13 protein-coding genes are annotated in these 15,845 nt (G+C 65.3%); 1 reads left to right on the top strand and 12 read right to left on the bottom strand.

The features are described 5' to 3' along the window. The 9 genes from N4264_RS06075 to N4264_RS06035 form a co-directional block, all read right to left on the bottom strand. Nucleotides 1-3,282, bottom strand: a complete 3,282-nt coding sequence (locus N4264_RS06075) for a glycosyltransferase family 2 protein (protein ID WP_261696171.1) — start codon at nt 3,280-3,282, stop codon at nt 1-3. An 85-nt stretch (nt 3,283-3,367) separates the two neighbouring features. Next, nucleotides 3,368-4,741 carry an ABC transporter ATP-binding protein gene (locus tag N4264_RS06070; protein WP_261696170.1) on the bottom strand — a complete coding sequence of 458 codons (1,374 nt, stop codon included), beginning with the start codon at nt 4,739-4,741 and terminating at the stop codon, nt 3,368-3,370. Continuing rightward, nucleotides 4,731-5,561 carry an ABC transporter permease gene (locus tag N4264_RS06065; protein ID WP_261696169.1) on the bottom strand — a complete coding sequence of 277 codons (831 nt, stop codon included), beginning with the start codon at nt 5,559-5,561 and terminating at the stop codon, nt 4,731-4,733. The genes N4264_RS06070 and N4264_RS06065 overlap by 11 nt, the downstream gene beginning before the upstream one ends. Before the next feature lie 49 nt (nt 5,562-5,610). Beyond that, a complete protein-coding gene (locus tag N4264_RS06060; RefSeq protein WP_261696168.1) occupies nt 5,611-6,777 on the bottom strand; it encodes a cystathionine gamma-synthase in 1,167 nt (388 codons plus the stop codon). Then, the gene (locus N4264_RS06055) at nt 6,774-7,814 is read right to left on the bottom strand and encodes a phytanoyl-CoA dioxygenase family protein (RefSeq protein ID WP_261696167.1); all 1,041 of its coding nucleotides are present in this window, start codon (nt 7,812-7,814) and stop codon (nt 6,774-6,776) included. Before N4264_RS06055 ends, N4264_RS06060 begins: the two co-directional genes overlap by 4 nt. 29 nt (nt 7,815-7,843) lie before the next feature. Further along, nucleotides 7,844-9,214, bottom strand: a complete 1,371-nt coding sequence (locus tag N4264_RS06050; protein WP_261696166.1) for a pyridoxal-phosphate dependent enzyme — start codon at nt 9,212-9,214, stop codon at nt 7,844-7,846. A 112-nt stretch (nt 9,215-9,326) separates the two neighbouring features. Beyond that, the gene (locus N4264_RS06045) at nt 9,327-9,551 is read right to left on the bottom strand and encodes an HP1242/YdcH family protein (protein ID WP_261696165.1); all 225 of its coding nucleotides are present in this window, start codon (nt 9,549-9,551) and stop codon (nt 9,327-9,329) included. Nucleotides 9,552-9,797: 246 nt separating this feature from the next. Next, nucleotides 9,798-10,784: an OmpA family protein gene (locus N4264_RS06040; protein ID WP_261696164.1), complete on the bottom strand. Its 987-nt coding sequence runs from the start codon at nt 10,782-10,784 to the stop codon at nt 9,798-9,800. Next, complete coding sequence (locus tag N4264_RS06035) at nt 10,781-11,077, bottom strand: DUF4398 domain-containing protein (protein WP_261696163.1); 297 nt, start codon at nt 11,075-11,077, stop codon at nt 10,781-10,783. Before N4264_RS06035 ends, N4264_RS06040 begins: the two co-directional genes overlap by 4 nt. A 234-nt stretch (nt 11,078-11,311) precedes the next feature. Here N4264_RS06035 and N4264_RS06030 point away from each other — a divergent pair, with 234 nt between their 5' ends. Then, a complete protein-coding gene (locus N4264_RS06030; RefSeq protein ID WP_261697581.1) occupies nt 11,312-12,424 on the top strand; it encodes a PilT/PilU family type 4a pilus ATPase in 1,113 nt (370 codons plus the stop codon). 137 nt (nt 12,425-12,561) lie between these two features. On the opposite strand, the gene maiA is transcribed toward N4264_RS06030, so the two are convergent. The 3 genes from maiA to hmgA form a co-directional block, all read right to left on the bottom strand. Then, on the bottom strand, nt 12,562-13,230 hold the full coding sequence (gene maiA, locus N4264_RS06025; RefSeq protein WP_261696162.1) for a maleylacetoacetate isomerase: 669 nt from the start codon (nt 13,228-13,230) through the stop codon (nt 12,562-12,564). A gap of 136 nt (nt 13,231-13,366) precedes the next feature. After that, nucleotides 13,367-14,407 carry a fumarylacetoacetate hydrolase family protein gene (locus N4264_RS06020; protein WP_261696161.1) on the bottom strand — a complete coding sequence of 347 codons (1,041 nt, stop codon included), beginning with the start codon at nt 14,405-14,407 and terminating at the stop codon, nt 13,367-13,369. Between the two features lie 79 nt (nt 14,408-14,486). Continuing rightward, nucleotides 14,487-15,815 carry a homogentisate 1,2-dioxygenase gene (hmgA, locus tag N4264_RS06015; RefSeq protein WP_261696160.1) on the bottom strand — a complete coding sequence of 443 codons (1,329 nt, stop codon included), beginning with the start codon at nt 15,813-15,815 and terminating at the stop codon, nt 14,487-14,489. Between the last annotated feature and the right edge of the window lie 30 nt (nt 15,816-15,845).

Below are 15,845 nucleotides of genomic sequence, written 5' to 3'. Positions count from 1 at the left end.
TCAGTTTGCCTCCCCGGCACGGAACGAATACACCGCCCGTGGCGGCCACGCCAGTTCGAACGGCTCGCCTTCCAGGGCGAGATTGGGATTGTAGGCCGGATCCTGCGTCAGGCGCTCACCGTAGCGTTCCTGCATGAAGCGGATCTCGCGGTGGAATCGGGCCAGTTTCTCCGGTGAATCCTCGTAGCCACGGGAGGCTGACTCGTGGTGGTACAGCTCGGCGAACGGCGTCCACACGATGCGCAGGCCCTGGTCGAGAATGCGCAGGCAGAAGTCGATGTCGTTGAAGGCCACCTGCAATCCAGCGTCCAGCCCGTCGACGGCCTCGAAGACCTCGCGGCGCAGCAGCAGGCAGGCCGCCGTGACGCTCGACATCGCCTGCACGAGATTGGCGCGATTCATCTGGCCCGGATAATCCCGCGCCATGCGTTGATACGAATGCCCCGCCACGCCACCGAAACCCACCACGACGCCGGCATGCTGGATGCGCCCGTCGGGGTAGTACAGCTTGGCGCCGACGCCACCCACTTCCGGCCGGATGGCGTGCGACACCATCTCGCGCAGCCAGTCCGCGTGAATCACTTCGATGTCGTTGTTGACCAGTCCGATGACCTCGCCCGTCGCCTGCTTTGCCGCGAAATTGTTGATCGCGGAAAAATTGAACGGCTCGTCGTAGCGCAGCACTTTGACACGCGGCTCGTTCTTCAGCTCTTCGAAGTACGCCAGCGTCCTCGCCTCGCACGACTGGTTATCGACGATGAGAATATCCAGCGCCGGATAGTCGGTGCGTTCGAGCAGGCTCTGCACCGACATGCGCAGCAGGTCCACCCGGTCGCGCGTGGGGATGATCAGGGTGACCGTCGGCAATGTTTCCGGCAAGGCATAGCGGCACCGGAAATAGCCCTGCGCCGTGCGCTCGACGAGCACCGCCTGCTTCTGGCGGGCGAAGTGATCCTGCAGTGCGCGCTGTGACGCATCGTTGGTATACGACTTCTCACCCGCTGCCAGCGCCGTGGAACCGGCGACCGAACGCCAGTGGTACAGGATGTGCGGAATGTGCCCGATCTGCCCGGGTTCGAGCTTCTCCACGCAGCGCAGGGCGAGGTCGTAGTCCTGGCTGCCCTCGTACCCGACGCGGAAACCGCCCACGCTGCGCACGAGCTGGGTGTCGTAGACGCCCAGGTGACACACGAAATTCTGGCTGTGGAACAGATCCGGATTCCAGTCCGGCTTGAAATAGGGATCGTAGCGACGCCCGCTTTCGTCGATCTTGTCCTCGTCGCTGTAGATCAGCTTCAGGTCCGGCTCGCGCTGCAGGCGTTCGGCCACCAGGAACAGCGCGTGCGCCGGCAACTCGTCATCGTGATCCAGCAGCGCGACATAGCGGCCGGTGGCCAGTTCCAGTGCCGAATTGCTGGCCGCGGAAATGTGCCCGTTGCGCTCGCGGTAGACCACGCGAATCCGCGCGTCGCGGGCGGCGTATTCGTCGAGGATCTGCCGCACATGGGCCTGCGTCGAGGCGTCGTCGGCAATGCACAGCTCCCAGTTGGGATACGTCTGCTCCAGCACACTGTCGATGCAGCGATGCAGCCAGCGCGCCGGCGTGTTGTAGACCGGTACGATGAGCGAGAACGTCGGCCTGGTCGCCAGGCTCTCCAGCTGGCCGGCCATGCGCGCAAGGTCTTCGCGGCTGAGCGTATCGAAGCGCGCCACCCAGCAGGCATAGCTGGCATCGCGCGAACGCGATTCGTGCAGCGCGCGCAGGCGGCTTTCCACTTCCGCGACGCCACCGGCGCGCAGTGCCTTGAGTGCATCGCGAAACGCCATCGCCAGGTGGCGCGGCGAACGGACCAGTTCGCGCAGCACCGGCCCGACCAGGCGCAATGCCGCCTCGGGCCGCGTCATCTTGCGTAGCGAGAACGCCGTCGCGTCGAAACTGCAGGGCTGCGTCGAGGGGTCGAAACGGATTGCACGCGCATCGCCGGCCAGCTTGATCAGCACGTCCTGCGTCGGCTTGTCCGGATCGAGCCGGAAGGTCACCTTGCCGGCCTCGGTCATGCCAACGCCGTAATCCACATACAGCGACGGCTCGACGAAGGCGTAGCCTTCGCGCGGCTTCAGGGCCAGGCGCAGCACGTACCAGCCGGCGCTCGGGCTGCCCGTCTGTTGCGGCACGAGGGCGAACCGCGGATCGTCGCCCGTGGAACGCCAGGCGGTTCCGACCGGCGCGTCGGCGATCGGTTCGACATCCCCCAGTGGCGACAGCATGAACGTCCGGATGCGGATGAAATCGGTCCAGCCGCGCAGACGGCGCACGGTTCGCGCACCGATGCGGCGCAGCGCCGACGGCATCGCCTTCAGTGCACGCCGGACGCGAAAGGAAGGCGGCAGGAGCAGCTCGTCGAGCTGTTCCGACTGTCGCCGCAGCGCTGCCTCCAGCACCTGCTCGCGTGCCGCGTGCTGCTGCAGCGCCTGGTCCAGGCGTTGCACCACCTCCGCCAGCTGTGCGGAAAGCGCGGCGTGCGTGGTATCGACCCGCGCGGTCAACTGCTGCAATTCGATGCCGGTTTCCACACGCGCCGCCTCGCCGGCACGCACCAGGCGCAACCGTTCTTCAAGGGCACGCGAGTGCAGTCCGTCGATATGCTCGCGCAGCTGCGTGACCGCCGCCTCGTGGAGACGCGCCTGCGCCACGTGGCGGGTTTCCCACTCGGCCAAGCGCTGGAACACGATCCGCTGGCTGGCCGCAAGAGACGGCAAGTCGAGTACACCGTTCCCGGCGGCACCGTCACCTTTCGCGACCGAAGCGAGCAGCGCCGCCTCGTCGTCGCCCAGCAGGTCCATCGCGATCGCCGCGGCATCGGCCGTGGACATGGGATCGCAATTCCATTCGACTTCCAGGCTGATCGAGCGCATCTGCCCGTCGAGTGCCCGCGGCCAGGGCACTTCGATGTACGGGTCATCGTCGAAGGTCCAGAACTCCAGGGCGTCAGGGCTTTCGCCCGGCAGGCGCACGCCGCCGACGCCGGTCGCCTCGTCGCGCAAGGTCTGCGCGCTGTAGCGAAGCAACTCCGCACCGGTGGCCGCATCCAGCCAGCGCATGCCGCGCAGGCGATAGATCCCGGCCTGTGCGCTGGGATCAAAGCGCACGGTTTCCAGCCCGTCATCGGCAGACAGGCGGAACCGGGTCCAGCCGGTTTCGGAAGACGCCGGCGAATCGGCTTGAATCGCGCCGTGTTCGCTGTACTGGTCGCCACGGCGACGTAGATAGAGTTTGCTCATCGTCACTAGCCCCAATGCCGGATCCACTCGTCCAGCTCTCCCTCGCCGGCAGGACGCGCTGCCGTCACTGGCACACCGTCCGCCTTCAGCGATTGATGCGTACTTCCTCGCCGGATGTCGACGTCGCCCCGATCCGACGCAACTCCGGCCTGACATCCAGGTCCACCCAGGCGGTCGCGAGGCGACCGGCCTCCGGCATCACGCGGAACATCGCTACGTCGACGTGCCGGTCCAGATACGTTTCGGTGCCGTCGACCTGGGCCTGCACTCCGGCGTTCAGGAAGTACGTCGACGGTATCAGCAGGCAGCGAAATTCGAAGCGGACTTCCAGCGATTCGCCCGCGCGGACGCTCTCTACCGCATCGTCCCAGTTCGCCGTGATCGCCCCGGCCAGCTCGAGCCCGGCGATGTTCTTGATCAGCATGCCGCAGCGCACGCGATAGGCGTCCGCGTCGAATTGCACCCGGTAGGCGTAGACATACTTCTGCCCGCAACGCAGCACATTCACCGGGCGGCCCGACAGCGTCAGGATGTGCACGTCGGTGATCTGTGCGCCGCGCGGCTCGTAGCGCAGCGTGCTCTGCGGCACCAGCGCGGGGTCGAAATCGCCTTCGCGCTCGTCCGCCTCACCCGCAGCGGCGCGCGCAGCCTGCTGCGCCGGCTCGCTGCCCTGCACTTCCTGGCGGATACTGGCGCGAAGCGCGTCCGCGGTTTCCGGCGGCGCGTACAGCAGCTTGTGGTACCGCGAGACGACGAATCGCGGCGAACCCAGCGCCAGCTGCTCGCCGCGGTCGAGCAGTATCGCCCGGTCGCACAGCTCGATCACCGCGCCCGCGGAATGGGAGACGAAAAGAATGGTCGTGCCGTGGTCGCGCATCTGTTGCAGCCGCGCGAAGCACTTGCGCTGGAAGGCCTCGTCGCCGACAGCGAGGGCTTCATCGATGACCAGGACGTCCGGCGACACGTTGATCGCCACGGCGAACGCCAGGCGTACGAACATGCCACTGGAATAGCTCTTCACCGGCTGGTCGATGAATTCGCCGATATCGGCGAACGCGGCGATCTCGTCGAACCGCTGCTCGATCTCCGCGCGCGTCAGTCCGAGCACGGTGCCGTTGAGGTAGACGTTCTCGCGACCGGTGAAATCCGGATTGAAGCCGGCCCCCAGCTCGAGCAGCGCCGCGACGCGGCCACGCACGTCGGCACGGCCGCTGGTGGGCGTGAGCGTGCCGCAGATGATCTGCAGCAGGGTCGATTTTCCCGACCCGTTCCGGCCGACGATGGCTACTGTCTCGCCGCGGTAAATATCGAAGTGCACGTCGCGCAGCGCGTGGAAATCACGGTGCCAGGCGCGCCCGGCGTTGGGGAAGAACTGATGCAGCAGGCGGTGATGCGGCCGCTCGTAGATCGCGAACGACTTACACAGATTCTCCACGCGGATGACGATCTCAGAGGACATCGGCAAACCCCGGGCGCGTCGTCCGGAACCAGCTATACGCGACGTAGCAGAACACCAGGCTGGCGCCGGCGTAGACGCCCAGGCCCCACCAGTCCGGCAGTTGCCCCCACAGTGCAACGGCGCGCATCTGGTCGATGATGAAAGTCAGTGGATTGGCGCGGAATACGAACTGGTACTCCGGCGGCAGGGTTTCCACGGGTATCAGCGCCGACGACAGGAACAGCAGGGCGGTGGCCAGCACACCCGTCACCTGCGAGATATCGCGCAGATACACCGCCAGCGACGCAAACAGCCAGCCCACGCCCGCCCCCAGCAACGCCAGCGGCAACAACACCAGCGGCGCCAGCACCACCGTCCAGGGCGGCGGGCCGAATCGCGCCAGATACAGGGCCACGAATACCAGCCCGTTCATCAGCGCATGAAAATAGGCCGACAACAGCATCGGCCACGGCAGGATCTCCAGCGGAAATACCACGCGCTTGACGTAGCTGGGATTGCCGACGACCAGATTCGGCGCGCGCGACAGGCATTCAGCGAAGAAGCCGTGCACGATCAGGCCGACGAAGAGAATCAGCGTGTAGTCGACCGAACCCTCCGCCTGCTGTGGCCAGCGGCTGTTGAAGATCGACCCGAACGCCAATGTGTAGACCATCAGCATGAGGAAGGGGCTGAGCACCGACCACAGCAGGCCGAAGCTCGCGCCCCGGTACCGGCCGAGCACGTCGCGCTTGGCCAGTTCCAGGGTCAGGGAGCGATGCCGGCCGAACGCGGAAAACGGTTCGGTCAGGATGGCCGCCAGGCCCGAAACGCCGCGGCTCACTGGCCGGTCCATCCGGCGATGCCCACCACGCCCGTCGGCACCGTCACGCTCACGCCGCGGCCAGCGCCGCGTCCAGTTCGGCGCGAAGGTCGGCAACGTCTTCCACGCCGACGGACAGGCGAACGAGATTGTCATGAATGCCCAGGCGCGCACGGTTTTCCGCCGGTACCGAGGCGTGCGTCATGATGGCCGGGTGATTGATCAGGCTCTCGACGCCACCGAGGGATTCGGCGACGGCGAAGAGATGGCAACGCTCCATCATGCGGCGCGCGCCGTCCAGGCCGCCCTTCACGTAGACGCTGACCATTCCGCCAAACCCGTGCATCTGCTGCTTGGCGAGCGCATGGTGCGGGTGGCTTTCAAGCCCCGGATAGATCACCTTCTCGACCTTCGGATGCCGCTCGAGCCAGCCGGCCAGTTCCATCGCGCTGGCGCAATGCGCCTTCATGCGCAGGTGCAAGGTCTTCAGGCCACGCAGTGCCAGGAAACTGTCGAACGGCCCCTGCACGCCACCCACGGCGTTCTGCAGGAAGGTCATCTTGTCGGCCAGTTCGGTATCGTCCCCCACCACGATCATGCCGCCGACGATGTCGGAATGGCCATTGAGGTACTTGGTGGCCGAGTGCATGACCAGGTGCGCACCCAGCTCCAGCGGCCGCTGCAGCATCGGCGTGGCGAAGGTGTTGTCGACACCGACCAGGATGCCGCGTTTGCGCGCAAACTCCGCAATCGCCGCGATATCCACGATTTTCAGAAGTGGATTAGTGGGCGTTTCGATCCAGATCAGGCGCGTTTCCGGCCGGACCGCGGCTTCGAGGGCAGCGCGATCGTTGAGGTCGACGAAGCTGAAATCCAGACCGGCCGAGCGGCGGCGCACCCGCTCGAACAGACGATAGGTACCGCCGTAGACATCGTCCATGCAGATGACATGGCTGCCCGAATCAAGGATGTCGAGCACCGTCGATGTCGCCGCCAGACCGGAGGCGAAGGCATAGCCGCGCGTACCGCCTTCAAGGTCTGCCACGCAGCGCTCGTAGGCGAAGCGGGTCGGATTGTGGGAACGCGAATACTCATAGCCCTGGTGGACGCCAGGACTGGACTGCGCATAGGTAGACGTGGCGTAGATCGGCACCATCACGGCGCCGGTCGACGGATCCGGCGACTGGCCGGCATGGATGGCACGCGTACCCAGACCGAGGTTGTTCTTGTTGCTCATCGCACGCGGCGTCCTTCGTTGTATCCGTGGTTGACGTAGTGCTGGTACGCGTCGACGCCCGCGGCGGCCACGTCGGGGTTGAAGCTCAGGTAGCTCGCCGCGTCGAAGTCTTCGGCGTCGAGCATCGGCAGGCGTACCAGGTGGCTGGGACTGCCGGTGTAGTCGTGGTAGCAGAGGCAGCCTTCGGCGAAGTAGTGGCAGACCAGCGCCCGTCGCGAAGACAAGGGGTCCTTGATGCGCGAGCCGCCGTGCAGCAGGTTGGCGTGCCAGAACAGGACATCGCCTTTTTTCGCGTGGAAATAGTGAGCGTCCAGGGCGTTGTCGCGAATCGTCGCTTCGACATGCGGCTCGTACTTGGCGTGGTACGCCTCGTAGCCCTTGCGGCCTTCCTCCAGCGTGATGCCGCATTCGCGCGAGTAGGCGTACGGCAGGCGGTGGCTGCCCGGGTAGTAGACCAGGGGGCCCGAGTCCGGCGCGATGTCCTGCATCGCGATCCAGTTGGCGACGAGATAGCCCTGGGGATAGGTCGTCATGTGGATCGAATCCGAGTGCGCCAGCTGTTCGCTACCCTTGTGGCCGGCGATCGTCTGGAACGGCAACGCTTTCGCACCGAGAAGGACGCTGACGATCTCTTCGGCGCGCCGGTTGCGCAGGATGGCGTTGAAACCGGGAACCTTGAAGTGCGGATTGAGGACACGCCCGGGCAAGGGGTTCTGCACGCTGATGGCGTGGTCCTCGAGTGGCACGAGTTCACCTGCGGCGATGCGCGCCTCGTACTCGGACCACGCCCCATCCAGCTCATCCGTCGAAAACATCCCGGGAATGATCAGGTAGCCGTCCCGCGCCCACTTGCGGCACCACTCGGCCTGTTCGGCCGTCAGGGTGCCGTTGGCAAGGCGCGCCTGGATCTGCGCTTCGTAATCCGGCCGGTCCAGCCACGGCGTGTTGGGTGATGCCGGAAACGCCTCCGCGCGAAACACGCGCATCTTGCGCAAATCAACCGGCGGTTCCATCGAAACAGGGGAAAACGTGTCCACGGGTTCCTCCGAGGTGGAAATGGCAGGCGTCACTGCACGCGCCGCCGCAGATAATTCAGCAGGTCGATCCGCGTGATCAGCCCGAGGAATTTCTCCCCGTCCATCACGATGGCAACGTGGCCACGGTCGAAAACCGGCAACAGGGATTCGATCGGTGCGTGGACGTCGAGCACATCCAGCTTGGAAACCATGGCCGTGGAAACGGGATCGCGGAAACGGCTTTCATCGGCGTGCACGTGCATCAGCACGTCCGATTCGTCGACGATCCCGACGATTTTCTCACCATCCATGACCGGCAACTGCGAAATCTCGTACAACTTCATGCGCTGGTAGGCCATGGTGAGCGGATCATTCGGCCCGATCACGACGGTATCGTGCTGGGAATAGGGCCGCATGATCAGGTCTCGCAGGTCGCCGCGCTGTTCCCGCTCCAGGAAGCCGTTGTCGAGCATCCAGTAGTCGTTGTACATCTTCGACAGGTACTTGTTGCCGGTGTCGCAGACAAACACCACCACGCGCTTGGGCGTGGTCTGCTCGCGGCAATAGCGCAGCGCCGCGGCGATCAGGGTGCCGCTGGAGGAGCCGACCAGGATGCCTTCCTTCCGGAGCACATCGCGACCGGTGAGGAAGCTCTCCTTGTCGCTGATGCCGTAGGCCTTCTTGACCCGGGTGAAGTCGCTGATCGGCGGGAGGAAGTCTTCGCCGATCCCCTCCACCAGCCACGAGGCGCTCTTGGTCGAAAGCGTACCTTCGTTGATGTACTGGGTGAGGATGGAGCCGACCGGGTCGGCCAGGATGAACTCGACGTTCGGCGCCGCGCTGGCGAAGTAGCGCGAAAGCCCCGTCATGGTGCCGGACGAGCCGCAGCCGAACACGATGGCGTCGAGGCGGCCATCCATCTGTTCGATGATTTCGGGGCCGGTCGTGGTTTCGTGGGCGAGCGGGTTGTTCGGATTGCCGAACTGGTTGATGAAGTACGCGCCGGGGGTCTCTTTCGCCAGGCGCTCGGCCATGTCCTGGTAGTACTGGGGGTGGCCCTTGGCAACGTCCGAGCGGGTCAGGATCACCTCGGCGCCCATCGCCTTGAGGTTGAAGATCTTCTCGCGGCTCATCTTGTCGGGAACCACCAGGACCAGCCGGTAGCCCTTCTGCTGCGCCACCAGCGCCAGGCCGATGCCGGTGTTGCCGGCGGTGCCTTCGACCAGGGTGTCTCCCGGCTTGATGCGCCCTTCGCGCTCGGCGGCCTCGATCATCGAAAGGCCGATGCGGTCCTTGATGGACCCGCCCGGGTTCATGCTTTCCAGCTTGAGAAACAGTTCGCAGCAACCGGTATCGAGGTTCTGCGCTTTCACCATCGGGGTACGTCCGATGAGTTCCAGCACGCTTTGATGGATGGTCATGTGGCTCCCGCCAGCACGCCCGGCACGGGCCGGGCGTGTTTCGATTCAGGGGGCGGGATGATAACCGAGGGCCCGACGGCCCGCGATCGGCGGGCCGTCCGGCGAGAATCCGTCAGTGCGCGGCGTTCCTGCGTTCCCACATGAGGACCAGGCGATCCTTGGCGCGGAGCTTTTCTTTCTTGAGCGAATGAAGCGTGGTGTCGTCCATCGGCAAAACCCCGAGATCGGCGTCCCTCAGCTTGCTGTCCAGTTCCTGGTGGCGCTGGTACAAGCTGCGGAATTCGGTATTCGTCTTCAGCAGTGCGTCGATCTCGGATTTCTGGTGATTCTCGAACATCAGCCGTTCTCCTCTGCGTTATCGGACACAAGCAAACGCCACCGTCCGCCTTCCTGGCGCCGGTGGTCGAGATACTTGCGGGAACCTGAGTGAAGCGACTCTGGCGGCATCAAGCGTCCATGCCCGCCGCGACGTGTGTGGCGGGGCTGCTTCCTCGGACGTGTGCGATGCGCGGGTCTGCATATTTTTTTGGGCAATCCCCGTCTTGACGGCGACTGCACCCCGACCCTACTCCAATGCCGGCACCTACGCAAACCAGGCGCGAATCGCCTTTTGTGTCAATTGGTTACGATTGCAAAATGGTCTATTCGACCGGCTCGGAGAGGGTGACCACGACACGCCGGTTGAGCGCACGCCCGGTGGCATCGTCGTTGGATGCGACCGGCGATTCCTCCCCCGGCCGAACACTGAGACGCGGCCCGGCGACAGCCCCAGCGCCACCAGGGCGGCGCGGACCGCCTCTGCCCGCCGCTGGGAAAGGAGCAGGTTGGCATCGGCCGTGCCGCTGGCGTCGGTGAAGCCTTCGATGCGCACCGCTCCTGTGGAGCGCGCCAGCTGCTCGTAGATCCGCCCGATGCCGGCAGCGGCCTCGGGGCGCAGGATGGCCGTACCCGGATCGAAGACGAGATCTTCCAGCGTGAACTGGAGGCCGCCTGGCGTCGACTGCGGTGTCAGCGTCGTCAGCCGGCGCAGGAGGTCGGGGTCAAGACTGGGCGATGCGGCCGTCAGGGGTGCGGCCGACGCCGGTGCAGACGGCGCGGCTGGCGGCGGCTGGCGCGAGGCTTCCTCGGCGCGCTCCAGCTCGAGCCGGCGCTGCCGGTCCAGCTCGGCGCGCACGGCGGCCGTCTCGCGGCGGCTGGCTTCCAGCAGCATCTGGCTGTATTCGCGCTCCAGGGCGGCCAGCCGCTCGGCCTCGCGCGCGGTCTGCGCCGCGATATAGGCCACATCCACGCGCCGCTCGGCCAGGTAGGCCAGGTGGGCGTGGTCTTCGGCATTGATGTGACTGGCGTCGAGGCGGCGCACGGCGGCCTCTGCCAGCGTACGCTCGGCCAGGGCGTAACGCCCCAGCGACGCATCGGCGGATAGCGCGGTGAGACTGGCATGGAGGCGATCGAATTCCAGGTCGCGCCGCGGCGCCGAGCCGCAGGCCACCGCCAGGATGACGCTGGCCACGGCACCGCAGCGCCACAGGCGCCGTGCAAGACGAGCCAGGTATGGCCGGGTCGCCGTCATTGCGCGGGCTCCGCCGGCAGCCCGAGCTCGCTACGCAATCGCGTCACTTCCACCAGCTTGGCCTGCACCGCCTCGCGCGTTCTGCCCAGGCGCGACTTGGCCAGCGCCAGGTCGCTATTGACGGCCGATTCCTCCAGCAGCTGCCGGGCCTGCTTTTCGTCGTCGCGCCCCAGCGCCTGGCGTGCCTGCTCCAACTGTTCGGCCGCGTAACGAAGTTCCAAAGGCGCATATGTGGCGGCACCGGCTTCTGTGGCGATTTCCAGGGCCTGCGCAGCGAGTGTGATCTCGGTCACCGCAGCCGGTCCACGGGCAGACGCAAGCGTGGATGGAATCGTCAAAACCAGCGCGAGTACGTGGATTTTTGCTCGGGTTGGTGTCATAACTTCCATCGCATCACAGGGTGGGTATGCGCCGCTATTGTCGGAAGCGGGCATGAACGTTGCAACGACGATTCGCCTGCTACGGCAAAACGCATTCCTAGAAAACCGACGGCGCCAAGCCGTCACGCATCTCGCAGCGAGGCGAGCATGGATATCGGCTATTTCCTCAAGCTCATGACCGAAAAGGGCGCGTCGGACATGTTCCTGACGACCGGCGCTCCCGTGAACATCAAGGTCGAGGGCAAACTCTACCCGCTGGGCAATACCGGCCTTCCCGGCGGCATGGTGAAAAAGATCGCCTATTCGCTGATGGACGAAGGCCAGGTGCCGCAGTTCGAGCGCGACCTGGAGCTGAACATGGCCATTGCCGTCAAGGACGCCGGCCGCTTCCGCATCAACGTGTTCAAGCAGCGCGGCGAAATCGGCATGGTGATCCGCGCGATCAAGAGCGAGATCCCCACGGTCGACGCCCTGAAGCTGCCGCAGATCTTCAAGGACATCATCATGGAGCCGCGTGGCCTGATCCTCGTGGTCGGCGCGACGGGCTCGGGCAAGTCCACCACGCTGGCGGCCATGATCGATCACCGCAATGCCAGCCGCTCGGGTCATATCCTCACCATTGAAGACCCGATCGAATACCTGCACCGGCACAAGAAATCCATCGTCAATCAGCGCGAAGTGGGCCTTGACACCCACAGCTACCACGAAGCGCTCAAGAACGCGATGCGCGAAGCGCCGGACGTCATCATGATCGGCGAGATCCGTGACGTGGAAACCATGGAAGCGGCGATCGCCTTCTCCGAGACAGGCCACCTGTGCCTGGCGACGCTCCACTCCAACAACGCCGACCAGACCATCGAGCGCATCCTGAACTTCTTCCCGGAGTCCGCGCACAAGAACATCCTGATGAACCTGGCGCTGAACCTCAAGGCGGTGATTTCGCAGCGCCTGGTCATCGGCAAGGACGGCCGCCGCGTGCCCGCGGTGGAGATCCTGATCAACACGCCGCACATCCGCGACCTCATGCGCCGCGGCCAGGTTCACGAAATCAAGGAGGCGATGGATCGAAGCCTGCAGGAAGGCATGCAGACGTTCGACCAGGCACTGTACCGGCTCTACAAGGAAGGCAAGGTCGAGCTCGAGGAAGCGCTGGCGAAAGCCGATTCGCGCGACGGCCTGGCGCTCAAGATCCGCCTCGCCGAAGGCGGCGGCGACAATCCGGCCGCCGAACACGACCCCTTCAACATGTCGGCTTTTTGACATTCTTGTCGTAGCCGCCGGAACACTGTCGACAATCCGACCCCGTACGCGGGGTCGGCGCCGCGCGCCGCGCAGGACGATCCACCGGCCGGACTGCGGCCGATCGCCGTCGCAAAGTGCGGCGCCCTGCCGGTGATTCAGCTCTTTGGCGCGTCCGGCTGGTTTTCCGGCCGGGCCAGTTCGAACGCCGACTGCTTCAGGCACTCGGCATCAATGCGCTGGATGGTGGGGAAGGCGTCCAGATCCAGCCCCCAGCGACGCGCGTTGTATACCTGTGGAACGAGACAGACGTCCGCCAGGCTGGGATCGTCGCCTTCGCAGAAGAGTCCGGTGGCCGGATTTTCCGTCAGCAGGGCCTCGAACGCGCGGAACCCTTCGGCGATCCAGTGGCGCACCCAGCGCTCCCGCTCGACCTGCGGGGTGTTGAATTCGCGCTCCAGATACTGGAGCACGCGCAGGTTGTTGATCGGGTGGATATCGCAGCAGATGAGCTGGGCCAGGCCACGGACACGGGCCCGGTCCCGCGCCGGTGTCGGCAGGAGCTTCAGCTCGCCGTCGTAGGTTTCGTCCAGGTATTCGATGATCGCCATGGACTGGCGGATGATGCGGCCGCCGTCGCGCAGTACCGGCACCAGCTCCTGCGGATTGACCGCGTGGTACTCGGCGCTGTGCTGTTCACCACCATCAGCGGCGAGGTTCACGGGGATGATCTCGTGCGCCAGCCCCTTGAGGTTGAGGGCGATACGCACCCGATAGGCAGCACTGGATCGCCAGTAGCTGTAGAGCCGCAAGCCTTCGGCCGACATCGTCCTGTCTCCCTGTGACCCGCCGCCGGGCAAGCTTGCGCCGGCGTTGGAAATCTACCGCAGCGACACCGGCACGCCAAGCACCGGTGCCATCACCGGCAGCGCCGGAACGCCCCACATCGCTGGCCGGGCCGGATCAGCCCAGCGGCGTCATCTTCTGTTCGATAGCACCGAAGATGGACCGCCCCTGGCGATCGAACATCTCGATGCGGATCACGTCGCCAAAGCGCATGAAAGGGGTGCTGGGCTTGCCGTCCCGCAGGGTCTCGACGACGCGCTGCTCCGCCAGGCAGGAGGCCCCGGTCGAGGTGTCCTGATTGGCGATCGTGCCCGACCCCACGATCGTGCCGGCACTGAGTGGACGCGTCCTGGCCGCATGCGCGATCAGCTGGGCGAAATTGAACTGCATGTCGACGCCGGCTTCCGGCGCGCCCATCCATTCGCCGTTCTTGTGCGTCACCAGTGGCAGGCTCAGCTTGCTGTCGGCCCAGGCGTCGCCCAGCTCGTCCGGCGTGACGAACACCGGGGACAGGGCCGAGCGCGGCTTGGATTGCAAAAAGCCGAAGCCCTTGGCCAGCTCATCGGGAATCAGGTTGCGCAGGCTGACGTCGTTGACCAGTCCGACCAGCTGAATGTGCTCGGCAGCCTGGGCCGGCGTGACAGCCATGGGAACATCGTCGGTGATGACGACGATTTCGGCTTCCAGGTCAATGCCGTAGTCTTCACTGGGCACGATGACCGGATCGCGGGGGCCGTAGAAGCCGGCACTGGTGGCCTGGTACATCAGCGGATCGACATAGAACGATGCCGGCACTTCGGCGTTACGCGCGCGCCGCACGCGTTCGACATGCGGCAGGTAGGCACTGCCGTCGACAAACTCGTAGGCGCGCGGCAACGGCGCGGCCAATTGCGCGAAGTCGACGGCAAAGACCCCCGCTGCATAGTCGGTGGTGCCGCCCACGCGAACCGGATCGTCGCTGCCGGCATGGATCGCTTCAACCGCAGTATTGAGCTGCTCATACAAGGCGTTCAGGCGTGGTGCGACGACACTCCAGTCTTCCAGCGCCTGCTGAAGGGTCATGGCAATACCGGTTGCCACCATCGCGTGCGACAGGTCACGACTCACCACGATCAGCGTTCCGTCGCGGCCACCTTGCTTGAGCGTTGCCAATTTCATGCAGTTCTCCGTTGTGATGCGTGCAGCGGCACCCACCCGGCGGCGATCGTCCGCCGGGCTACGCGCCTTTGGCGCCGCGTTAACGCGCGCCCGGATTGAAGTGCTTTTTCAGGCCCTGCCAGCAGTCGGCGTAGTCACGCTGCAACTGCGGCGACATCAGCGCCTGCCGCGTCGGTCGGATCACCGCACGCGTTTCGAACATGAAGGCCATGGTATCAACGATGTGATCCGGCTGCGTGACGTCCGCGTGTGTGGCCTTGTCGAAGCTCGCCGCATCGGGGCCATGCCCGCTCATGCAGTTGTGCAGGCTCGCCCCGCCCGGCACGAAGCCGCCGGCCTTGGCATCGTAGGCGCCATGCACCAGGCCCATGAACTCGCTGGCGATGTTGCGATGGAACCACGGCGGACGGAAGGTGTCTTCGGCCACCAGCCAGCGTGGGGGAAAAATCACGAAATCCAGATTTGCCGTACCTGGCGTATCCGACGGCGAGGTGAGCACCGTGAAGATCGACGGATCGGGATGGTCGTAGCTGATCGACCCGATCGTGTTGAACAGGCGCAGGTCGTACTTGTACGGCGCATGGTTGCCGTGCCACGCCACGACGTCGAGCGGCGAATGTCCGATGGCGGCCCGCCACAGCCCCCCTTGGAACTTCGCGATCAGTTCGAAATCGCCTTCGCGGTCTTCAAAGGCGGCAACCGGCGTGAGGAAATCGCGCGGATTGGCCAGGCCATTGGATCCGATCGGCCCCAGGTCCGGCAGGCGCAGCGCAGCGCCGAAGTTTTCGCACAGATAACCGCGGGCGGCATCGTCCAGCAGTTCCACGCGGAAGCGGATACCCCGCGGAATCACCGCGATCTCCTGCGGCTGGACGTCCAGCACGCCCAGCTCCGTGGCCAGGCGCAGGGAACCCAGCTGCGGCACGAACAACAGCTCACCGTCGGCACTGTAGAAGTAACGGTCCACCATCGAACGATTGGCGGCGTAACGATGGATGCCGATGCCCTGCTGCGCGGCCGCGCCGCCATTGCCGGCGATGCTCGACAGGCCCTGGATGAAATCGGTTGGCGTGGTGGGAATGGGCTGGGGGTCCCAGCGCAGCTGGTTCGGCGAGGGCGGCACTTCGTCGAAACGATCGTGGAACGCGCCGCCATCCAGCACTTCAAACGGCCGGTGCAGCGCCGCGGGACGAATGCGATACAGCCAGCTGCGCCGGTTGGCGTGGCGTGGCGCGGTGAAAGCCGTGCCCGAGATCTGCTCGGCGTAGAGCCCGTACGGCGCTCGCTGCGGTGAGTTGCGGCCGCCCGGCAGTGCGCCGGGCAGCGCCTCGGTGGCGAATTCGTTGCCGAATCCAGATTGGTAGCGGTCGCGCAAGGAGGCGTCCGGCAGAATGTCGAGCTTGGTCACGGGGTATCCCTCAATCGATCGATCCGGCCA

The organism is Tahibacter amnicola (assembly GCF_025398735.1).
Taxonomy (GTDB): Bacteria; Pseudomonadota; Gammaproteobacteria; order Xanthomonadales; family Rhodanobacteraceae; genus Tahibacter; species Tahibacter amnicola.
Note: the sequence above shows the minus strand (reverse complement) of the source record. Positions and strands in the feature narration are given on the sequence as shown.